Raw genomic sequence first — 21800 nt, 5'->3', positions numbered from 1 at the left:
TGCACCATTATGGTGCGTGAAAGGTAAAAAATGCGGATGTTTTCTGGCTGGAAAGCCCGACGGCAGAGCTTGCAGCCGCTCTACGCGCCACCGTTACTTTTGAGTGTATCGGTATTGTTTCTGATTTTATTGGTAATTTCTGAAAGCCTGCTTGTATAGGCCTGCCTGACATTGGCGACAGCGCGGTCGACAGGTTCTTTCGGGTATTTCTGGCATTCGTCACGGATCGCCTTGGACAGGCCTTTTGTCACCTCGTCCGGAGAAAGGGACTCCCGCATCTTGTCGCCCGAATAATCGCCATGTTCGGCATTGAGGTAATCGATGCAGGAGGCATGGGCATGGGTTGTCGTTTTCTGCATCAATGCCCGGTAATCGTCGTCCTCTTCCTGTGCCAGTGCTGCATGTGAGCCCATGGCCAGGCACACGGTCGCAAGAATCACCATTCGTTTGCGCATGTCATTCGCTTTCCCTGTTTGCCACGCCCATGATGCCTGATGGGGAGAACAATGGCAAAAACCCGCACGCCGCCCGCCACTTCAGGCTGGGCAACGGCTCCTTGGGTCAACGCGGATAATGAAAAACTCCGACCCGGCCCGTCATTGCCCCAACGGGCTCACGCGTGGCATCCGTCCAGTATTTAGGACGCCGCGCCTTATTCACAAGGGCTGGCTCCGCCCGGCCTCATCGGCAGGCGGGAAGGCAGATCAGTTTACCACGCGCGCGCCCTGCCCCATGCCGCATAAAGGCTGCGCGACCCGTGGCAACGGCGCGGGCCCGACAGGCACCCGCCCGCTTACGCGATCAGATATAGCTGGCCAGCGTCATGCTCTTCATCTTGGCGATCAGCTCGTAAGAGGCTTCGAGATTGGTGCTCAGGGCAGATGTTTCCGTTGCCACCTGCGCGATATCGGCCCCCTGGATGTTCGTAACCTGGGTCTCCAGCATGGTCTGCACGTTTGTCAGCGTGGAGGAGGTCGAAGTCAGGCTGCTCTGCGTCGTGCCGACCGTCGCCTCCATTTCACCCAACTGGCTGATGGTTGTCTGGAGCGACGTATTCAACTGCGTGACCAGGTCCGAATAGCCCGGCGTGCTGGACGACATACCGCTCATGGCGGACATGACCATCATGTCGCGCATCAGATCCCGGATGGGCGAACCCGTTGACGTGGCGGAGGCGGAAGAGCTTGTGCTGCTCTGGGTCGCAACGATCCCCATCGTGGTGGACGAACTGCTGCCGGTGATAACCGAGGCCGACAGATCGTCCGCATCCTCGGCCGAAACGGACAGGGATGTCGAAAAAACAGACGTGCCCGAATCATTGTCCATGGCCGCGGTCGTCGCCTGTTCCATGACGCTGGAAGCGCCAGCCGTGCTCAGCGTGGACACGATGCTGGCGATCTGGGTCGCAAGCGAACTGCTGTCCAGGGACGACGCCCCATCGGGAATAGGGGGTTCGGAAGAGTCCTGGCCCGCGAAAATATACCCCACCCCGTTGGAGGTGTTCAGCGTGTTGCCAAGCTGGGTCAGCGCGGTCTGGGCCTCTGTCGCGACAGAGGTCACGGTGGAGGATTCGGTCGTGCCCATGATGCTGAGCAGGTTGGTCGACAAGGCCTGCGCCTGCGTCACCATATCCGCCAGCGCGGAGGACGTCATGGTCAGGTTGTTCTGCGCCGTGGAGATATTGCCCTGCCAGGCCGTGATCTGCGTGATTCGGGGCGCAAGAGCGATAACGGTCGAGCGCGAAGCCCCCAGCCCGGCATAAGTCTCGGACAATGTCCCGCCCGATGTCTCCCAGGTCAGGGCCTGCTGCTCCAGGGTCATCTGCTTGATCCCGGCAGAGAGAATGATTGAGGTGCCGGTATTTCCGTAACCACCGATAGACGTGCTCATGGCGGGACCTTCCCAGTCTTCTTAGTCGATTGCATCCAGCAGCGCGGTGAACATGGACTGCACTGCGGTGACGACCTTTGCATTGGCTGTATAGGCGTTTTCCAACGCGACGACCTTGGACATTTCATCGTTCACGTTCACGCCCGAAACATTCGACACGCTGGTCGCTATCACGGTCTGGGTCGTGGTGGCGGAGGTCAGGCCGTCGGTGGCCTGGCTGATGGTGGCTCCCTGGTTCGATGTCAGGGCCGTGGCCAGGGCGATCAGCCCCTGTGCGCCGGTATAGCCGGTGGACTGGGTTCCGTCCGGGCCAAGGCCGGTCGACGGTGCGGCCAGGCTGCCGCTGACATCGGTGGAGGCGGTGCCGAACGTGTCGCTGAGCACGGTGGAGATCAGCGTGGTGCTTCCCGTGGTCGTGGTGCCGTCTGTCGCCGTCGCGGTCGTCAGCAATGACGGCGTGTTCACATATGTCTGGCTGACGCTGATGGTAGAAGACAGGCCAACGATACCGTTGGGTGTTCCCGTGGTCGGATCGGACGATTGCGCCACGGTCGTGCCTGTCGCATCGGTCCCGTTCGTGAACAGGGACATGCCGGCACTCGAAAAACGGTTGATCAGCGTGTAGGAAAACGAATCGAGCTGCGCCTGCATCTGCGGGTAGGTGGTGTCGCGCAGGGTGATATCCGCACCCAGCGTGCCGCCGGTCAGGTCGGAGGTAATGTCCTTGCCGCCAAGCGTGATCCCCGGAATTGCGGAATCCGAATCCCCCGCCGCGTAATACATCGTGGGCGTGACGGTCGTATCGGAGGTGGAAAGCGGCCAGGTCGAGCTTGGCAGCGTCACCGTATTGTCGTTCTGGCCCATCTGGTCCGGGCGGGTCGGCAGTTCGGTCCCGTTGGCCGTGCGCACGATCATGTCGCCGCTCGATGTCTCGGAAAATGTCACCGACAACTGCGACGACAGGCTCGACATCAGTTCAAGGCGCTGGTTTTCAAGATCCGCCGTATCCACGCCCGTGGATTTAAGGGTCATGATCTGCTTCGAAATCGCCCCGATTTCCGTCAGGTTGGTATTGATGGAGGACACGGTCGATACGACATCGTCCTCCGCCGTCTGGCGCTGGGTCTGGTATGTCTCGGACAGGGTCTGGATGTTGGTGGTCAGGGCCTGCGCGGCACTGATCACGGTGGATTGCGCGCCGCTGTCCAGCGGGGTGGCGGTCAGGCTTGTCAGCGCGTCACGCACGCTGCCCAGCATGTCGGACAGGGTGTCCGAACTGCCCGAATCCGAATCCGATGTCGTGCCCTGCACGGCCGACACCGCCGCGAGCGAATTGCTTGTGGCCGTATAGGAGGCAACGCTGGCGTTCTGGTTGTAAAGTGCCGTCTGAAGCGCCTGGTTGATGTTCAACGTGGTCGTGGCGACCTTTACACCGTTGCGCAGGCCGCCGGGCACGTCGGACACGACGTTGGCGACTTCGGCCACGTAACCCGTCGTTCCCGAATTCGAGACGTTCTGAGACGTTACGGACAGTTCATATTCAAGCGCGTTCAGGCCGCCGGTCGCTATTGAAAGTGATGAAAGCAGATCCATTCTCAAATTCCCCGCACATGGGCGGCAGGCCCACGGCTTGTTTTACGCGACGACACTAAAAAACGGCCAGACCGGGCTGGGCCCTATCAACCATCTGGTTACAGGCAAACGGTTTCCAGAAAGTTACCAAAATACAAAAAGCCTTCTCCCCCAAGCCCGCTTCCGCAGCGCAGATACCGCCGGCCCTGCGTGCCGGCAGGCGGGGATCAGGAACTCGGGTCCGTTGCGATCTTGTCGATCGCGTTGGTCCGACGTGTTGATTCGGTCTGCACAAGCTGGAATATCAGGTCGTGTTCGCGCTGGATTTCGATCAGCCGCGTCGTTTCGGCCACCGTGTTGACATTGCTCGATTCCAGCATGCCCTGGCGGATTTCCCTGTTGGCCACGGGGTGGGTCTGCGTGGTCGGCCGGAGCAGGTAGCTGCCTTCGGGCACCAGGGTATTGACGTTGTCCACCGTTACAAGCCCGATGGAACCGATCGCGCCATCCTGGGTCGAGATCGTTCCGTCCGACGCTACGGACAGGATATCCTCCTGCGGCTGGATGACCAGGTTGCGCCCGTTCGTGTCCAGCAGGGGGTTGCCCGACCCATCGACAATGGTCCCGTCCATGCGGCGGTGAAACTGCCCGTTCCGGGTCAACCGGACACCCTGGGTGGTGCGCACGGCGAAATAGCCTTCATTATTGATGGCGAAATCCGTCATGTTGCCGGTCTGGCGCAGTTCACCCTGCAAATGGTCCTGGTACGTCGCCTGGTCCTGGCTGAAGGATTCCTCCTTGCTGCCGGGAACGCCCTGCGCATCCTTCTGCTTGACCAGGTACTGGGAAAAAAGCTCTTTCGAGGCCTTGAAGCCGTCGACATTGGCATTGGCAAGGTTATTGGCCGTGACATCGAGCGCGCGTGACAGCGCATCGATCCGGGACAAGGCGATATAAGTCGTGTTGTCCATGTTCTGTCTCCAGAAATCCGTCGGGCTGTCGCCTGCTCAACCACCTCCGCCCGCCCGTCATGCTGGCGGAACGCACAGTGCCTGTACTATAAGTGACCCAAGAATAGCCCAACAGGACCGCCGCAGCAACAGATCAGGCGCGACATCACCTTTCCGGCACAAAAATCCTTGCCATGGCGGCGCCGTCGTCTTACCTGTGAACGAGATACGCTTGTCATGCGGCAGATCATGACGCTGCCGGCACGACGCCCTTGATCCACACCTGTCACGTTGGGTAGGCCAGACGCCAAACCCGGAGGACTGTCATCCGATGATGCGTTCCCTTGATATCGCCGGCACGGGTATGCAGGCCCAGACGACGAACGTCGAGACGATTTCCAACAACATCGCCAACATGACCACCACCGGTTACAAGCGCCGCAGGGCGGAATTTCAGGACCTGATCTACCAGGATCTCCGCCGTGCGGGAACCATGAGCTCCGACACCGGGGATCTGGTGCCCGCGGGTGCGCAGATCGGCCTGGGCGTGCGCACGGCCGGTATCTACCGGATCAACGAACAGGGCACCCTGGAACAGACGGGCAATGCCCTGGATCTGGCCATTGAAGGGACCGGGTATTTCCGTATCACCCTGCCTTCGGGCGAATATGCCTATACGCGTGACGGCACGTTCTCGCTGTCTTCGGACGGTACGATCGTGACCGCCGACGGCTATCCGCTGACACCCGATATCTCCCTGCCCAACAACGCCGAAAACATCACCGTCGACCAGACGGGGCAGGTGCAGTACACGGTTTCTGGCCAGACAACGGCACAGGTCGCGGGGCAGCTTCAGCTTGCCACCTTCCAGAACGAAAACGGCCTGGCCGCCATGGGCCAGAACCTGTTTACGGAAACAACGTCTTCGGGCACGGCCAATCTCGGCACGCCGCAAAGCGTGGGATACGGGTCGATCCGCCAGGGATTCCTGGAAGAATCCTCGGTGAACGTGGTGACGGAAATCACGGACCTGATCACCGCACAGCGTGCCTATGAAATGAACAGCAAGGTCATTACCGCGTCCGACGAAATGCTTCAGACCCTGACGAACCTGAAATAACATGCTTCGGCGCGTTGCAATCGGGGGAATGGCCGCCATGGCCTGCGTTGCGCTGCAATGCGCCCCCCTGTCGGCGGCGACCCTTCGAACTGCCACGGTCATCAGCGCCAGCACCGTCAAGCTGTCCGATCTGTTCGCGGACCTTGAACCCGGCCAGGACAAGGTTCTGGGCCCCGCCCCCGCACCGGGCACGAGCATTCAGGTCGGTGGCGGACAACTGATCGCCATTGCCGACCAGTACGGGGTTGACTGGCTGGACCAGTCGGCCTCTGCCCTGGCCACCATTACCCGGGCTGGGCGGGTGCTGGACAAGAGCTATTTTGCCGACCTGGTCGAGAAAAACCTGCCCGATATCGGGGTAGGCGCTGTCTCGGTCGATCTGTTCGATTTCCATCCCATAACGGTGCCCCCCAACGACCCCAAGCCGGTGGTACTGTCCGACCTCAACTGGGATCAGCATAGCGGGCGGTTTTCGGCCACGGTCTATCGGGCGCAGCCCACGGGCGATATCACGCAGGATTCCTTCATGCTGACCGGGGCGATCCACGCCGCGCGCAAGGTGCTGGTGTTCTCGCACGCCTTGCAGACCGGGGCCGTCATTACCCCGGCCGACGTGCAGATCAACGATTCCTATACCGGCACCCCGAACGCCAAGACCTACGCGAACGAAGCCGATGTGGACGGGATGACCCTGGCCAACACGGTTCTGGCGGGTGAGCCGGTTCTGGACCGGGACCTGCACCGCACGATCCTGGTCCACAGGGGCGACCCGGTGCTGATCGCCTTTTCCGCCCCCGGCATCCATCTGGCCGCGACCGGCCGGGCGCTGGAAGACGGGGGGGCCGGACAATATATGCGCGCGCTGAACCTGGCGACCGCCATGATCATTACCGGCCGCGTGATCAACAGCTCGGAAATCGAAGTCGATCCCGGATCGACCGCCATACCGTCCGATTCAAACACCCTGCGCCGCCTGACGGCGTCTGCCCGCGCGAATACGCGGGCAGACACGTCATTGCGGTAGCCTTTCGATGCGTGGGAGCTGACCATTGGGGAAACACCGCCTGCCAGGTGCCGTTGTCGCGGGGCTGTTGTGCCTGACCGGCTGCTCGGGCCTTGCCGACCTGAGCGAAACGGGTCATCCGCCACGCATGACCAAGACCTCGGACCCGACCCAGGCCCCCGATTATCGCCCCGTGACCATGCCCATGCCCCCGCTGCAACCGCCACCGACGGAAGTCGGCAGCCTGTGGCGGCCGGGTAGCCGCGCCTTCTTCAAGGACCAGCGGGCATCGCAGGTGGGGGATCTGATCAAGATCAGCGTGCTGATTGCCGACAATGCCGCCCTGACGGACAACACATCGGCCGCGGGGAGTGGTTCGGAAAATTTCGGTATTCCCAGCCTGTTCGGGTTCCAGGGCAAGGGTATTTCGCACCTGACCAGTTCGACGGCACTCGATACCAGCAGCGCCAGCGCCAACACGGCGGCGGGAACGATCCGACGCAACGAAACGGTGACCCTGTCCCTGGCGGGCACGATCACGCAGGTGCTGCCCAACGGCAATTTCGTGGTCGTGGCCCGGCAGGAAGTGCGGATCAATGGAGAACTGCGGCAACTGATGGTCAGCGGTGTTGTACGGCCGCAGGATATTACGGAAGACAATACCGTCACCCACGACAGGATAGCCGAAGCCCGTATTTCATACGGCGGGCGCGGGCAGCTTACCAAACTGCAGACCCCGCGTTACGGCCAGCAGATTCTGGACAGCGTCCTGCCGTTCTAGAAGCCTGATCGACAGTCACGGCGGAAGGCTGGCGAGGGTTTCCGCCTGAAACGGTCGATCAACTATCGCGACGCAAGGCTGCGGGACGACCCCTGTCGCATAATGCGGCACCCCATAAGCCGCCAGACGGAAAGCCTGATCAGCTTGCAGGGTCTGGTCCCTTCGGGCATGCGGCCTATCCCCTGCGTTGCTTCGGCTTGATGAAATTCCGAATTTGGAACCTTTCCGAATCCATAAGATTCAAAGACGCAAAGAGATTGAACCGGCACAAAAAAATGCCCCCAGCCAAAGCCGGGGGCATTTTTTGCCTGCTGCTCCGGACCCCACAAGGCCCGGAGCGAGAAAGCGACTTACTGGAACAGCGAGAGCAGGTTCTGGGACTGCGAGTTCGCAATCATCAGCGCCTTGATGCCCAGGGACTGCTTGGTCTGCAGCGAGGTCAGCTTCGCGCTTTCAGCGGTCATGTCGGCATCGGTCAGGGCGCCAACGCCGGACGTCAGGTTGTCAGACAGCGTGGAACCATAGCTGGCCATGGTCGTGATCACGTTGGTTTCGGAACCGAGCTTGGAGGTCAGCGCCGTCATTTCCTTGATGGCGTCGGTCACCTTGGAGATCAGGGTGTTCAGGGCGCTCACACCACCGCTGATGCTGCCAGCAGCGCTGACAAATGCGTTGGCTGTCGCACTGACGGTGTTGGAACCGCCGCTGCCCAGGCCAAGAGCCATGGAGAAGCTGCTGCCAGCCGTCAGGCCCGAAATGTAGGCCTGCGTATTGATGGTGGACGTATCACCCGTCAGACCCGTGACGAAGGTCATGGTGTTGGCGGTGATCCCCAGCGTCGTGACCGTACCGGTCCCGGAAAGCAGGTTCACGCCGTTGAACGTGGCCGTACGGGCAATGGTGTCGATGTTGTCGAGGTAACCGTCGATCTGCGTGGCGATCTGTTCCATCGCGGTCGCGGAACCGGAGTTGTCACCCAGCGAGGTCACGGCGGACTGCACGCTGCTCAGGATGCTGAGGATCTTTGCGGCGGCGGTGTTGGTGGAGCTGACAACCTGGGACGCATAGGTCAGGCCGTCGTTCACAGCGCCCTGGCCAGCGATGTTGCCATCCATCTGCTGCGCAATGCCGTAGGACGCGGCGTTGTCGGCGGAGGTGGCAACCTTCAGGCCGGTGGAAACGGCGTTCTGGGTCTTGCTCAGGGAGGTCTCGGTCGCATTGAGGGTTTCAATGGCGATCATCGAGGAGGTGTTGGTGTTGACGGAAAGGCTCACTGGGGTTTCTCCATACTACGGCGGACTGTTGGTCACGCCCGCTTGAGACCAATAAAGGCGCCAATGGCTAAGAGAAGGTTACCAGAACGCTATTTTTTTTCGTCCCTGCCATGAATTTTCTCTCACCCCCGGAAATCGGCGCGGGATGGGCCGCCCCCCCGCCATAGGGCAGCAAGCGTGCGACCGCACTGCCCTGCTTATGTAATGGACAGGGCGGAAAACCGCAGGGAATCGTAACGATCGAAACCGGGCCGTGATTCAGAAGCCCTGAGGCACCTGAACGCCGCTTCTACTCCTGTGGGCCGTTGGTCAGCCGCACCACAAGGGTGACCGGATTGCCCGCAGCATCGGTGCCGACGGAAAAATGCGACCATTTGCCCGATGAAAAAACCCATGTCCCGGCAAAGCTCGCCACAAAGGGGTGGGGCCTGCATGGGGTGGATGGCTGGGAACCATCCTGCTGCTGGGTATCCGCCTGGGCGCACTGGGCGATATCCATGCCCATGGGAATATAGATATTGGCGTCCATCTGGGCGGTGCGGCCGCGAATCTGGATAGTTCCTTCCACGCCGGTCTTCTCGCCCGCTGCGGTCTGCCCGCTTCCATCGCCCGGGGTGCCGCGTGTCACCACATCGGTAAAACGGGTGGCATCGGACGCGCATATCTCGGCCGAGGCGACACCGGTGGAAAGACCCGCCCCGGCCCCTTCGGCCTGCCCGGCATAGGCGTGCACCTCCACAATGTGGACCGGCCCGGACGGACAGCGCAGACCGTCATCACCCGTGTCGGGCAGATCGGAACGATGGACGGGCGTCGTGCGGGTGCCGGTCGCCGCCATGCCGCTGACATTCCCCACGCCTGCGCACAGGCCTGCAAGCAGCATCACCGACATGGTCTTGCGCATACCCGGCAGCGCCGCGTTCCAACGTATTTTCTGCGCCAAGCTCCGCTTTTTCACCCTGTCGCGCCCTTTTCTGCTGAACGGCATGATCCGATCATCCAACTGAAATACCCATAGTGAAATACCCGTAGCAGGCAATACCCGCCGTTCCTGCCCATAGCACGGGCACCCCCTGGCCGACATGCCGCGGCAGGCCTGCGGGCACACGCGCCCGGTGCTGGGCGGAAAAGCTAAAATCGTTCCCCGCCGCCATGCCTGCACGGCAGCGTTCGCGCACACCATTTCACGTCACGGCATGGCCATCAACCGGCAGGGGCAAGATTGTTGGTTTTGCACCGCCTGCGGGCGGAAAAGTCTCTGGCGTTATGGGGCGGGAATGCGTAGACTGCGGGCCATTGGAACCCACCGCCACAATGCGGTTTTCCTGGTTTTCAGCCTGTTGGCTGAGGTCAACACAAGCAGAGTACCGACCTATATGATTAGTGACGCCACACGCAGTCTCGATGCGCTGAACGCCTATGGGCAAACCCAGCAGACCCTGCAATCCACCGCCACGGGGCTGGGCACGAACGACGATACACAGACCTCCGATGCGGTATCGGGGTTCACGAATGTCCTGAACAACGCGCTGACCGGCGCCATCGCGACCGGCAAGACGGCGGAAGCCCAGACCGCGACGGGCCTGTCGGGCAAGGGAAGCCTGACGGATATCGCAACCTCGGTCGAGGAAGCCAAGCTGACCCTGCAAACGGTCACCACAGTCAGGGACCGGGTTGTCCAGGCGTATCAGGATGTCATGAAAATGTCGGTCTAGGCCGCCATAATCATATGCAGCATACGGTCGATATTCATGAGATTCTGCGCCAGACCCTGCTTGTCGCCGTAAAAATGGGGGCGCCGTCACTTCTGGCCTCGCTTTGTGCGGGGCTGCTGGTGTCCCTGTTCCAGGCCATGACCCAGGTCAGCGAAGCGACCCTTTCCTTCGTGCCGAAATTCGTCGCCGCCATGGCGGCCCTGCTGATGACCGGCTCGTTCATGTATTCGACGCTCAATACATACGCCCACACCATTTTCGACCAGATGATCCTGGTCGGCGGGTCATGACCGCCCCTCTCCCCGCTGGCGCGTTTCATTTCTCCCGCCTGGGCAGATGTGGCCCGCAACGCCTGGCCCGACACACAGGGCTGAACAGCCGGGCTGGCGCGCGGGAATGACGGGGGTGCCGTTTATCCCCGGCGGGTCGGTGGCAGTGCTCGCAGCCCTTTTCCTTATCATCCTGTGCCGCATCAGCGCGCTCATCATGACATCGCCGGGGCTGGGCGACACCACATCGCCCATGGTGGTCCGGGCCGGGCTTTCGCTCTGCACCACAGTGGCCGTCCTGCCCGTGTTGCAGGACCAGTTGATGGATGTCGCGACCCACGCCATCCATATTCCGTTCCTGGCCGTCGCCCTGATCGTGGGTGAATTGCTGTGCGGCGCGTTTATCGGGCTTCTGGCGCGGCTGGTGTCCGAAGCCATCGCCATTGCCATGCAGATCATCGCCGTATTCACGGGCTTGAGCAGCGTGCTCCAGCCCGATCCCGAACTGGGGGCAAGCAGCACGGCCATCAGCCACATGGCCTCGGCCCTGGTGCCGGTCATTTTCCTGTCCACCGGCCTGTACGCGCTGCCGCTGGCCGCTGTCACCGGGTCATACACGCTGTTCCCGCCCGGGCATATGCCCATGATCAGCGACATGGCGATCAGCATCACGCATGCCACCAGCCAGACCTTTGCCCTGGCCCTGCAACTGGCGGGCCCCTTTATCCTGATCGGCACGTTGTGGCCGGCCATGCTGGGCGTGCTGAACCGGCTGCTGCCCGCCATTCAGGTTTATTCCCTTGCCATGCCTGCCCAGCTTCTGGGCGGCGTTTTTCTTCTGGCCCTGCTGATCCAGGTCATGACAGGGGTCTGGCAGGAAAGAATGGGGGACCTGCTGCTGGGTCTTCCGGGTATTGGCGTAGGCGCGCCCAGGCACTGAGGACACGCGGTCATGGCGGACGAAGGCTCGGGTGGCGGCGAAAAGACACAAGCCCCCACAAGCAAGAAACTGGAAACCGCGCGTGAGGAAGGCAATATCGCCCAATCGCGCGAAGTGCAGATGTTCGCAGTCCTTGGGGCGTTCCTGCTTGTCTTCAGCATGACGGCGGCATCGTCCGCGCAGGTGTTCGTGCAGAACATGCACGGGCTGATGGAACATTTCGACCAGATCCCCACCGACATGACATCGATCAACCGGATGACCCGGCAGGCGGGCTTTGAAGGGTTGAAGCTGGCCCTGCCGCTGGTGCTGGCCAGTCTTGTCACGGTGCTGGCCTGCGGCATGCTCCAGACCGGCATGCTGTTCCGCCCGCAAAGCCTGATACCCGATATCTCGCGCCTGTCGCCCATGAACGGGATCAAGCGCCTGTTCGGCGTTACGAACCTGATCGAACTCATCAAGAGCATGGTCAAGTTCAGTGTCTTCGGGTTCCTGCTTTTTGGCGTGGCGAAGGGCACGCTCGCCATCGCCCCCCAGGCCGAACGGTGGACCATTATCCGCCTGACATCCGAACTGGGGTCGTGGTTCATGTACGCGACACTCACCATTCTTGTGGTGCAGTGCGCCATAGGGCTGCTGGACGATCTGTGGACGCGCTACCACAGGCTGAGCAAGCTGCGCATGAGCTTCCAGGACATCAAGGACGAAACGCGCCAGACGGAAGGGGACCCGCAGGTCAAGTCCCGCCTGCGGGTGCTGCGCCGCAAGCGCGCCCGCCAGCGCATGCTCCAGGCGGTCAAGACAGCCACGGTCGTCATTACGAATCCGACCCATTACGCCGTCGCCCTGTCCTATGAAAGCGGGACGGACACGGCCCCCACGATCGTGGCCAAGGGCGCGGACGAGCTTGCGGCACGCATCCGCCAGACCGCCGAGGAATCGCGGGTGACCATTGTCTCCAACCCGCCCGTCGCGCGCGCCCTGTTCACCCTGCCGCTGGATTCCGAGATCCCACCTGAATATTTCCAGCCCGTGGCGGCGATCATCGCCTATGTCATGAAGCTGAAAACCCCCGGTTCACGCGCGGCCCCGCGCCGCTGAACGCCCTGTTTGCGCGCACTGCCCCCAAGCCTGGGGCAGGCCCGCGCGGCGCCCGCCAGCAACACCCCGCAGCGCAGGAAAACCTTGCGTTTTGTGTCATACGTGCTAGTCAAAAAACCATTAAGGCGTAGATGTCGCGTTGGGAATGTAATTAGCCGCCATTCCGTACCGTAAGACGCTCGTTTGGTTCGCCCCGGCAACAGGGGCCAAGGGCGGGACGGGACAGTACAGCAGCGCGCGCAAGGCAGGGATAACTCATGTCGGTCTTCAATGCCCTTTCCACGGCTGTCAGCGGCATTAACGCGCAGTCAACGGCGTTTACGAACCTCAGTAACAACATCGCCAACAGCCAGACCGTTGGCTACAAGGCCGACAGTACGGCGTTCCAGGACTTTGTCGCCGGATCGCTGAGCGGTGCCGCCTTCGCGGAAGGGGTCTCGGATTCGGTGGCCGCCGTGACGGTGCAGCATGTCGACAACCAGGGTACAGCGTCCAGCAGCACGGACACCCTGGCCCTGACGATCTCGGGCAGCGGCCTGTTCGACGTTTCGAAGGAAACAGGGGCCACGTCATCCGGCACCACGCAGTTCCAGGACCAGCAGTATTACACCCGCAACGGCGAGTTCTATGAGAACAACGCCGGCTATCTGGTCAACACCGCCGGGTATTACCTGGACGGCTATATGGTCGACCCGACGACCAGCACACTGGGCACAACGCTGACCCAGATCAACGTCGCGAATGTGGCTTTCCGCCCCACCCAGACCACCACGCTGACGGCAACGGGCAGCCTGTCCGCCAGTGCGGGGGCCGTTACCACGGATGCGACTGCGGTTTACGACGGCAGCTACAACCAGAACGCCCCCAAAGACAGCACGATGGACACGACGCTGACCTGGACACCGCAGGCCACTGCGACGGCGGGTACCAGCGATGGTTCCACGACCTGGACCGTCACGGCCAGCGGCACGGGCACCGGTTCTGTCACGTCCGACACCTATTACGTCAATTTCGACAGCAGCGGCGCGCTGGAATCCGTCACGGATTCCACGGGTACTGTCAATTATTCCTCCACGCTCAGCGGCGCGAAGGTCACCCTGCCCATCACCGTGACATACGGGGACGGCACGGCCCAGACCGTCAATCTCAGCCTGGGCACGATCGGCGGCACCAGCGGCATGACGGTGTCCTCCACCGCCACGACCAACACGGTCAGCACCGCCAGCGACAGTGTCACGAGCGGTAATTTCACCGGTGTCAGCATTGAAAGCGACGGCTCGGTCATGGCCTCTTTCGACAATGGCGACACGCAGTTGATCGGCAAGGTAGCGCTGAGCAACTTCGCCAATGTCAACGGGCTGAACGCGGTGGACGGGCAGGCCTATACGGCCACGGCCACATCCGGCAGCGCGCAGACCGGCCTGATCGGTGAAAACGGCACCGGCACGCTTTCGGTCGGCTATGTCGAATCCTCCACCACGGACCTGACCAGCGACCTGTCCGCCCTGATCGTTGCGCAGGAAGCCTATTCCGCCAACACCAAGGTGGTGACGACCGCGGACAACCTGCTCCAGGCCACCATCGCCATGAAGCAGAGCTAACCACCTGGCTGCTGTTCCGGCTGGCCTGTCCTTTTTCGACCGGGCCAGCCGTACGGTACGGGGTGGGATACAAGCGGCCTGCGTTACCCGCGCGAAGGCGGGTTTTGCGCGGGGCGAATTACCTGCTTTTGGCCCGACCTTGCGCGCCACCTCTGTGGCGCGTTCGTGTTTTGGCTACCCCAATCCGGATCCCTCTCCATCAGGCAGGTTCGGGCCACTTTCCTGCTCCCGCCATGAACGGTTCCATTCCCCCGCGACTTTAGCACGCGCCTTACAGAAACCGCCTTACAGAAACCATTGAGTAGGCGCGGCCCAATAGCTAGACTGCGCGCTGGTGAGTTTGTTCAACCATTCCCGGAGCCAACCAGACATGAGTGAGACTGTTACCGGCGGCGTGCCCGCTTCCTCTGCGGGGGAAGACCATAAGGAGACAGCGTCCGCTGATACAGCCTCCAAACTGCGCAAACGCAAGATCATGTTCCTTGGCGTGGTGATCCTGCTCCTGGTCATTGGCGGGGTCGCGGTTGGAAAATTCACCCATCTGTTCCATTTTCTGGGCAATGACGTCAGCAAGCAGACAAAAGAAGCTGGCAGCATGCTGCACCCGCCGATTATCCTGGGTATTCCTACCCTTGTCTCCAATCTGGACAGCGGTGACGGGCGCACGGTCTATGTCAAGCTGACCGCCAAGGTTGAAATCGTCGGCGCGAAGGATGCCACCGCCCTTCAGGACACCGTTCCCGTCATCCAGGATATTTTCCAGACCTACCTGCATGAAACCCGCCCGCAGGATATTCGCGGCAACGGTATCTACAGGCTGCGTGAAGCCATATTGCGCCGCCTGCAGGCCGAACTGGCTCCTTTGCAGGTAACCAATCTCTATCTTGTCGAATTTCTTGTTCAATAGACCCGCAAGCCGACTGACCCTCCAACGGTAACGCCAACCGGGAAATGTTGCGAAAACGACATGCAAAGCACGGACGACAGGACAGATCATGCCGAACACCCCGATACCGCGGCCCCGACACAGGCCGACGCAGCCCATGCTGAACCCGGCGGTGCCGCTCCCGGTCCGGCCGTGCATGAGCATGACATGATGAGCGGGCACGTGCTGGATCAGTCCGAGATCGACAGCCTGCTGGGCAATACCTTTGCCGGACTTCCCACCAAGGAAGAAACCGGCATGGAACGGGTGATCAAGGCGGGGTTCGTGGCGTATGAACGCCTGCCCATGCTCGAGATCGTCTTTGACCGGCTGGTGCGGCTTCTGTCTTCCACGCTGCGCAGCTTTACGAACGACAATGTCGAAATCACGATGGAGAGCATGCGCTCCATGTGTTTTGGCGACTATATGAACGCCGTGCCGTCATCCTCGCTGTTTGCGGTTTTCAAGGCCGTACAATGGGAGAATTACGGCCTTCTTGTCGTGGATTCCTCCCTTTCCTATTCCATTATCGATATCCTTATGGGCGGACCGCGCGGCGCCGGCCATGCCGGGACCGAAACACGACCGCATACCGCCATCGAGCGGGCCCTGATCGAAAAGCTGATTGTCCTGACGCTGAACGACCTGTCCGCCGCTTTCAGTCCCGTCTGCGCGATCGACCTGTCTTTTGAACGGCTTGAGGTCAGTTCACGCTTTGCGGCCATCGCCCGCGCGTCGAACGCGGTGGTCATGGCTAAGCTGCATATCGACATGGAAGACCGCAGCGGCAATCTGGACCTGATCATTCCGTACGCCACGCTCGAGCCGGTGCGCGACCAGCTTTCGCAGCAGTTCATGGGCGAACGGTTCGGCCGGGATTCCATCTGGGAAAGCCATCTGATTTCCGAAATTCTGGAAACCGATGTGGAAGTCTCCGCCGTATTCGAGGAAAAGACCGTTCCCCTGTCCGATGTGCTGAACCTCAAGCCCGGAATGCAGATCACCTTTCCCCACCGGACCGGAACGCCCCTTCATGTCAGGCTGCAATGCGGTCATACCCAGCTTTTCGAAGGGCGGCTGGGGCAGCTTCATGGCAAAGCCGCCGTCAAGGTCGAGAGAAGACTTGTCCCCGACGACAGCCCGCATAACCATACCGCAGCCCCCACCACGCCCGCACCGCCCCTGCCCGACGCCCCGGCGAGCAGGCCCTGACATCACCCTTTCATTACGCCATAACCGGCCTGCCACCGCAGCCCGGCCAGACTGGAGACCTTCAGGCAGATGCTGACACAGATTCAAATGATCATTGAGATCGTTCTGTCGTTCTTCCTGCTTTTGGGAATAGTCTACAGTTTTTATCTCGGTCGCATTCTCTCCAACCTCAAACGGGACCGCGCCAGCCTGCTTGCCCTTGTCGAAAAACTGGAAAGCAGCGTGAAAAGTGCGGAAGAAGGGGTTGAGAAACTGCGTATCGCGGGGGAAGTCAGCGGCCGCCCGCTCAGCCGCATGATCGAACAGGCGAAAATGGCGGGGGTGGAACTCGACAGTGTCGTCAGCAAGGCCGACGCCACCGCCGACCGGATCGAGATCCTGGCAACGCAGCTTCCCTCGCAGGAAAAAAGGCTGGGCAATCTGGTCGAACAGGCCAGTGCGATCCGGATCACGCTGATCAAGGAAGCCGAATCCCTTTTGGCTGAAGCGGGTGGCCCGGTTGCAAGCGCTGCCGATGCCGCGCAAGCTCCTGCCAGCACCTCACCCGCCGAAGGGCAGAAGGCGCTCTCCAGCAGTGCACAGGCAGCGCAGGGGGAAGGATCGGTAAAGCCCCAGACGGTTCTTTCGACCACCGACAAGCCAGCGCTCACCACCCCGCCCCTGCGCAAGGAACCCAACCTGCAGATGCTGGAAAAAACCTTCCTGGGTCGTCAGGACGGGCAGAATGAGCCAAAAGCGCCGATTGTAGGACCGAACAGCAATGCGGGCCGCAACAAGACCCGTGGGCGCAGGTAAACGCGACGGAACGGCCCGATTTTACAAACCGCAGCCTTGCGCAAGACTGTTTCAAAACAAATAACTGATAAATAATAAAAGTTTCCGGGTGTCGCCTTTTTTCAAAAAGGTGACATTCTTTAAAGCTTTTTGAAAAAAGCTTCACCAGAAACTTTTAAATATTAACCCGATAGTTCGGACAGAGTTTTGGCAGTCCGATCAGGCGGATGAACCCTGCTTACCAGTATCCGCCAATCACATGCTTGGGCTGGCTGGGCCCCGGATCAGCGGCGGAGGACCAGGCGCTCCAGTCCCATGCCGCTGTATCGCGCCTGTTTTCGGCGTCCATTTCAGGCGATTCCGGCACGGCGGAGACTCTTTGCTTATTCACCATGACCGTGTCGATATTTTTCAGCGCCTTGTAAGCGTTCTCCGACCCCATATAGACACAGCCGCAGCCAATCGGGTCGGCATAAAGATAGACCGGCCCCACGGAAGACGGACGATACGTAACCATACCCGGCGGCAGCGTGTTCATCATGGCGTAGCGGGCCGTGGTATCGGCGGCATGGGCGACAAAGCCCGCCTGCGCCAGTTTCCTGCCCTCGTCCAGATAGGGCTTGGCAGGCGGGGTGCATCCCGCAAGCCCCATACACAACGCCAGAGCGGCGCCAGCACTGGCAACCCCACGCACCCAGATAACCGTGCCGGAAAAACGGCCATGCGCATCCATCTGACAATTCTCCATGCCAGGCGTTGAAACCACTCTGTTTTCAGGAACAGGCCCGCGCACCATCATGCCGCCGCAAGGTGGTGCACACCCCTATCGGCACGGCAATGGCCAGCCCCCCTGCATGCCGTCATGCGCACGCGACCGCTATCAGACGTCACTGCGCAGGGCCAGCGCACCATGGGCCTGACTGTCCACCGTATAGCGGCCGGTAGCCCCGTAGCCTGTGCCCGTGTCCTGCACAGCATCGACGACAATCAGCTTGAGAAGGGCGTTCTGCGTGTCGATCGCGTTTCTCAGCAAGACCCGGTTCCGGCGCGCCAGATCGGAAAAACGCCGGGCGGCCGCGTTCAACTGGGGCAGGTGCTTTCTGGGATTGGCCGAAGCTGCCTGCGCGGTCCCGGCATCGCCAGCAGGGGCATCGGCATGCGTGACCGGCGCGTTATGCTCCACACCCTCGGGCCCGGAGGGGGCATCTGCCTCCAGCGCGTGCTCGAGCTTTTCCATCTGCTGCTGCTTGCTGGTAAGCAGGGCCACTGCCTCGGACAATTTGCCAGCGGCGAGAAAATCGTTCTCTTTTTCGATCAGCTTGCAGACATCATCGAAGCAGCGCAGAAGCTGGGCGGAGGATTTATCCATTTTCTGGCTCATGACTGACCCTGCGCACCGGTCGCTTGCCCGCCCGTTGCCTGACCGCCTGCTTCAGCATTCACCTGGCCTTGCGACCCCGTGGGTGACTGACTGGCCACGGGGGTAGCCACCGAAGTGCCCGACTGAGCGGTCGTTTGGGCCGCCGGGGTAGCCACTGCCGCGGTAGCCGCCGAAGTGGCCGACTGGGTTCCCGCCTGCGCGGCCGCGTCAGCACGGGCATGGCTGCGTGTCTGGGAGGCAGCCTGCGCCTGCTCCTGCATTTTCAGCATCTGGGTATAAAGGCTGTCGGCCATGCCGATCCCGCCATTATGGGCGATCTGCTTGCCCAGTTCCGTAACCTGGAGGGAGCGAAACTGCTTTTCCGCATCGCCGCCACCGAACATGTCATCCGTATCGACGGTATCGAACATGGGTTGCAGCAATTCGCCGATCGTCATGCCTTCGAACTCGACCGCCGCCTTGCGGGCCTGTTCCATCTGGCTGGCACTCAGCCCCGTAGACTGCGTGCCTCCGGCCTGGGCCGTGGCGGAAAGAGCTGCGGTGACACTGTCTATGCTCATGCTCTGGCTTACCTTACCTCGAGATCGGCCTGGAGTGCGCCATCGGCCTTGATGGCCTGGAGGATGCTGATCATGTCACGCGGCCCCATGCCCAGCGCGTTCATGCCCGAAACCAGGCTGGCCAGGGTCGGCCCTTCACGCAATATGCCCAGGCGGTGCGAATTATCCGTGCTGGCATTGATCTGGGTGCGTGGCAGCACAACGGTCGTACCGTTGGAAAACGGCCCGGGCTGGGAGGCAACGGGGGTTTCCGTCACCTGGATCGTCAGGTTGCCCTGGGCTATGGCCACGGTGCTGATGCGCACATTATCGCCCATGACGATCGTGCCGCTGGCTTCATCCACAATGACCTTGGCCATGGTGTCGGGCTCGATCGTCAGATCGCCAATACGGTAGAGCACCTGTGCGGCATCGCGCCCGGACAGGTCCACCGCGATGGTGCGCGGATCGTCCACGCGGGCAATGCCCCGGCGGATCGAGGCGTTCACGGCATCGGCAATGCGGCTGGCGGTCGTGAAATTCGGGTTATGCAGGGACAGGTGCACCACACCATTCACCCCCAGTGCCACCGGTACCTCACGTTCGACCACCGCCCCGTTGGCGATATGCCCGCTGGTGGGAATATTCTGCGTCACACTACCCCCGGCCCCGCCTGCGGCAAACGCGTTCGTCACCAGCGACCCCTGGGCCACGGCGTAGACTTCTCCATCCGCGGCCTGGAGGGGGGTGACAAGCAGGGTGCCCCCCGTCAGATCGCGTGCATCGCCCACGGCCGAGACCGTGACATCGATCCGCCCGCCCCCGTGCGAGAACGGCGGCAGGGTGGCGGTAACCATGACAGCGGCCACGTCATGCGTCTGGAGCTGGATTTCGCGGTCGCGAATATTCACGCCCAGGCGGTTGAGCATGCCGATCAGCGTTTCACGCGTGAAGATGGTATTGGTCAGACGATCGCCCGTGCCCCGCAGGCCGACCACCAGCCCGTAACCGACCAGTTGGTTGTCCCGCACGCCTTCGTAATCGACGATATCCTTGATACGCACGGGGGCGGCCTTGGCGGCGTGAATACCGCCCAGCCCCGCCAGCAGGCAGAATGTTGCGACCAGGGAAAACGCCCAGCGCGCAAGCCGCCCAGCACCCGGCGTGGCGCTACGCAACAGGGTATTGCTGATAGTGCGGCTGGCACCACGCAGACCATGGCAACGCCGATCAGTACTCGCCTTGAGGCGATTCCTCATAAACTGACAACCCTTGCGTTCTCGCTGCGTGACATTGGAACCATGCCACGGCTCTGGCGCAGAATACGCCGACTGGCCCTGACATTCAATGCTCATACCCCGATGGATCGCAACGCTGCGGCCCGTTATTGCTGGAAAAGACATGCCGGAGGCAATAAGACGTATCCAGGATTGCACGGAATTTGGTATGGAACAGGCCAGACAGACCTCTGCGCACGGGCGCACACCCTTGGGCCTGCTCCGTCGAACCGCCCTGAACACGACGCCTCCAAGGCAGGAAAATGACGATCATGACCGGCACGTGCTCCGGCAAATCTTCCGCTACCGGGTTGGCAAGCCTTATGGCAAGCGCCGTGGCATTCCCCATGGCGCGCCCTATGGCACACCGGGCCGCGCAATGACCCGGCCCGGCCCCGTGCCGCCTGGCTGAGTGCGCCATGTCGTCTTGCTTCCTCCCCCGCTGGCCTGTCGCACTGGCCTTGCCGGCCTTTCTCGCCGCCACCGTGCCGCAGGCACTTGCCCATTCGCCTGACGCGGAACTGTGCATTGCCGCGACCGCGCAGGCCGAGCGGGCGATGCATATTCCCGACGGATTCCTGGCCGCCATGAGCCGCGTGGAAAGTGGCCGGCCCGAAGGTGGGGGCGTGATCTCCCCCTGGCCGTGGACCGTCACGGCGGATGGGGTGGGCCATTACTACGGCAGCCGGCGCGAAGCCCTGGACGCGGTCGAACTGTTCCACCTGCAAGGCATCTACTCGCTCGATGTCGGCTGCATGCAGGTGAACCTGCAACAGCACCCCAATGCGTTTTCATCGCTCGACCAGGCATTCGACCCGACCCGCAACGCCTTATATGCGGCGGATTTCCTGCTTCAGATGCATAACAAGATGGGAAGCTGGCCCCGTGCGGCGGCCGCCTATCATTCCCAGACACCGGGTATCGGCACACCTTACCAATGGAAGGTGCTGGAAGCCTGGGCTGTGCCGCAGGACGGTCGCCCGACCCTGCCCGACCCACGCGCGAAAGGGCCACCGGGCATGATACCCCAGCACCCCGCCCCGCCGAACGCGATGGCCTCCGCCATGCCCCCCGGGACGACCGCTGGCATGACCCCAACCATGGCGCAGCATTTCGCCCGACCCGCAGCCCCCCGTGCGCCGGACGGGCAGAACCCGGTCATGGTGGCGCAGGCCCCCACCGGAAACCCCGGCACACCCGCGGTAGCCCCCAGGCTGTTTCATCCATTCACCGGCGTACGGCACTACGCCGAACCCGCGTCCCGCCGCCCGGTCATGGAAGGCACCCATGGGCGGACCCTGGCCTCCTACCGCGCAACGCCCGTGCAAAGGCCCTTTATTCCCCCCGTCCGGCAGGACGAGGACTGACATAAGGGCGGCCACCCGGCACGCAACTGACTACGGAACCCCTGCCGCCGGGACCGGGCAGGGCCGCTTCCACCCGCAGCCTGGCTGATCACGGGCCCGGTTCGCGCGC

Annotated in this window: 23 protein-coding genes; 13 read left to right on the top strand and 10 right to left on the bottom strand. The window is 61.8% G+C overall.

From position 1 onward, the window contains the following. Positions 1-80: 80 nt before the first annotated feature. The 4 genes from J2D77_RS05730 to flgF form a co-directional block, all read right to left on the bottom strand. The gene (locus tag J2D77_RS05730) at positions 81-455 is read right to left on the bottom strand and encodes a hypothetical protein (RefSeq protein ID WP_230975540.1); all 375 of its coding nucleotides are present in this window, start codon (positions 453-455) and stop codon (positions 81-83) included. 346 nt (positions 456-801) lie between these two features. Then, the gene (locus J2D77_RS05725; protein ID WP_207845330.1) at positions 802-1890 is read right to left on the bottom strand and encodes a flagellin; all 1089 of its coding nucleotides are present in this window, start codon (positions 1888-1890) and stop codon (positions 802-804) included. A 21-nt stretch (positions 1891-1911) separates the two neighbouring features. Further along, positions 1912-3483 carry a flagellar hook-associated protein FlgK gene (gene flgK / locus J2D77_RS05720; protein ID WP_207845329.1) on the bottom strand — a complete coding sequence of 524 codons (1572 nt, stop codon included), beginning with the start codon at positions 3481-3483 and terminating at the stop codon, positions 1912-1914. Positions 3484-3689: 206 nt separating this feature from the next. Beyond that, positions 3690-4433: a flagellar basal-body rod protein FlgF gene (gene flgF / locus J2D77_RS05715; protein WP_207845328.1), complete on the bottom strand. Its 744-nt coding sequence runs from the start codon at positions 4431-4433 to the stop codon at positions 3690-3692. A gap of 313 nt (positions 4434-4746) precedes the next feature. On the opposite strand from flgF, the gene flgG reads away from it, so the two are divergent. Genes flgG through flgH form a run of 3 tightly spaced genes read left to right on the top strand, consistent with a single transcriptional unit; the run spans position 4747 to position 7316 of the window. Further along, the gene (gene flgG, locus J2D77_RS05710; protein ID WP_207845663.1) at positions 4747-5532 is read left to right on the top strand and encodes a flagellar basal-body rod protein FlgG; all 786 of its coding nucleotides are present in this window, start codon (positions 4747-4749) and stop codon (positions 5530-5532) included. Between the two features lies 1 nt (position 5533). Beyond that, positions 5534-6556: a flagellar basal body P-ring formation chaperone FlgA gene (flgA, locus tag J2D77_RS05705; protein WP_230975539.1), complete on the top strand. Its 1023-nt coding sequence runs from the start codon at positions 5534-5536 to the stop codon at positions 6554-6556. A gap of 25 nt (positions 6557-6581) precedes the next feature. Further along, complete coding sequence (gene flgH / locus J2D77_RS05700; protein ID WP_207845327.1) at positions 6582-7316, top strand: flagellar basal body L-ring protein FlgH; 735 nt, start codon at positions 6582-6584, stop codon at positions 7314-7316. Between the two features lie 350 nt (positions 7317-7666). Here the strand turns inward: flgH and J2D77_RS17500 are convergent, their stop codons facing one another. Together J2D77_RS17500 and J2D77_RS05690 are read right to left on the bottom strand one after the other, a co-directional pair. Continuing rightward, positions 7667-8590, bottom strand: a complete 924-nt coding sequence (locus J2D77_RS17500; protein ID WP_207845326.1) for a flagellin — start codon at positions 8588-8590, stop codon at positions 7667-7669. A 289-nt stretch (positions 8591-8879) separates the two neighbouring features. Beyond that, entirely contained in the window at positions 8880-9578 is a 699-nt protein-coding gene (locus J2D77_RS05690) for a hypothetical protein (RefSeq protein WP_207845325.1), read from the bottom strand. A 289-nt stretch (positions 9579-9867) separates the two neighbouring features. Here J2D77_RS05690 and J2D77_RS05685 point away from each other — a divergent pair, with 289 nt between their 5' ends. The 8 genes from J2D77_RS05685 (at position 9868) to J2D77_RS05650 (ending at position 17148) form a co-directional block, all read left to right on the top strand. Beyond that, positions 9868-10305, top strand: a complete 438-nt coding sequence (locus tag J2D77_RS05685; protein WP_230975538.1) for a flagellar hook-basal body complex protein FliE — start codon at positions 9868-9870, stop codon at positions 10303-10305. A gap of 14 nt (positions 10306-10319) precedes the next feature. Then, positions 10320-10595, top strand: coding sequence for a flagellar biosynthetic protein FliQ (locus J2D77_RS05680; protein ID WP_207845324.1), 276 nt, complete (start codon positions 10320-10322; stop codon positions 10593-10595). Positions 10596-10701: 106 nt separating this feature from the next. Beyond that, positions 10702-11514, top strand: a complete 813-nt coding sequence (locus J2D77_RS05675; protein ID WP_207845323.1) for a flagellar biosynthetic protein FliR — start codon at positions 10702-10704, stop codon at positions 11512-11514. Positions 11515-11526: 12 nt separating this feature from the next. Further along, positions 11527-12615 (top strand): EscU/YscU/HrcU family type III secretion system export apparatus switch protein, encoded by a 1089-nt coding sequence (locus tag J2D77_RS05670; RefSeq protein ID WP_207845322.1) that lies wholly within the window; start codon positions 11527-11529, stop codon positions 12613-12615. Positions 12616-12872: 257 nt separating this feature from the next. Beyond that, complete coding sequence (locus J2D77_RS05665; protein WP_207845321.1) at positions 12873-14216, top strand: flagellar hook-basal body complex protein; 1344 nt, start codon at positions 12873-12875, stop codon at positions 14214-14216. Positions 14217-14586: 370 nt separating this feature from the next. Beyond that, entirely contained in the window at positions 14587-15123 is a 537-nt protein-coding gene (locus J2D77_RS05660; RefSeq protein WP_207845320.1) for a flagellar basal body-associated FliL family protein, read from the top strand. A 60-nt stretch (positions 15124-15183) separates the two neighbouring features. After that, on the top strand, positions 15184-16353 hold the full coding sequence (fliM, locus tag J2D77_RS05655; RefSeq protein WP_207845319.1) for a flagellar motor switch protein FliM: 1170 nt from the start codon (positions 15184-15186) through the stop codon (positions 16351-16353). Between the two features lie 69 nt (positions 16354-16422). Further along, positions 16423-17148, top strand: coding sequence for a DUF6468 domain-containing protein (locus tag J2D77_RS05650; RefSeq protein ID WP_207845318.1), 726 nt, complete (start codon positions 16423-16425; stop codon positions 17146-17148). 217 nt (positions 17149-17365) lie between these two features. Here the strand turns inward: J2D77_RS05650 and J2D77_RS05645 are convergent, their stop codons facing one another. From J2D77_RS05645 to J2D77_RS05630, 4 genes are all read right to left on the bottom strand, one after another. Then, the gene (locus tag J2D77_RS05645; protein WP_230975537.1) at positions 17366-17860 is read right to left on the bottom strand and encodes a hypothetical protein; all 495 of its coding nucleotides are present in this window, start codon (positions 17858-17860) and stop codon (positions 17366-17368) included. A 147-nt stretch (positions 17861-18007) separates the two neighbouring features. Further along, entirely contained in the window at positions 18008-18508 is a 501-nt protein-coding gene (gene flgN, locus J2D77_RS05640) for a flagellar export chaperone FlgN (protein WP_207845317.1), read from the bottom strand. Then, the gene (locus tag J2D77_RS05635; protein ID WP_207845316.1) at positions 18505-19068 is read right to left on the bottom strand and encodes a rod-binding protein; all 564 of its coding nucleotides are present in this window, start codon (positions 19066-19068) and stop codon (positions 18505-18507) included. The genes flgN and J2D77_RS05635 overlap by 4 nt, the downstream gene beginning before the upstream one ends. Before the next feature lie 8 nt (positions 19069-19076). Then, on the bottom strand, positions 19077-20306 hold the full coding sequence (locus J2D77_RS05630; protein ID WP_230975536.1) for a flagellar basal body P-ring protein FlgI: 1230 nt from the start codon (positions 20304-20306) through the stop codon (positions 19077-19079). A gap of 187 nt (positions 20307-20493) precedes the next feature. Between J2D77_RS05630 and J2D77_RS05625 the strand changes: the two genes are divergently transcribed. After that, on the top strand, positions 20494-20736 hold the full coding sequence (locus J2D77_RS05625; RefSeq protein ID WP_207845315.1) for a hypothetical protein: 243 nt from the start codon (positions 20494-20496) through the stop codon (positions 20734-20736). Positions 20737-20743: 7 nt separating this feature from the next. Continuing rightward, positions 20744-21691: a transglycosylase SLT domain-containing protein gene (locus J2D77_RS05620; protein ID WP_207845314.1), complete on the top strand. Its 948-nt coding sequence runs from the start codon at positions 20744-20746 to the stop codon at positions 21689-21691. The last annotated feature ends 109 nt before the right edge of the window (positions 21692-21800 follow it).

It is taken from the genome of Acetobacter garciniae (assembly GCF_017377735.1).
GTDB classification, from domain to species: Bacteria; Pseudomonadota; Alphaproteobacteria; order Acetobacterales; family Acetobacteraceae; genus Acetobacter; species Acetobacter garciniae.
The sequence above is the reverse complement of the archived record's forward strand: the minus strand, read 5'-3'. Positions and strand labels throughout refer to the sequence as shown.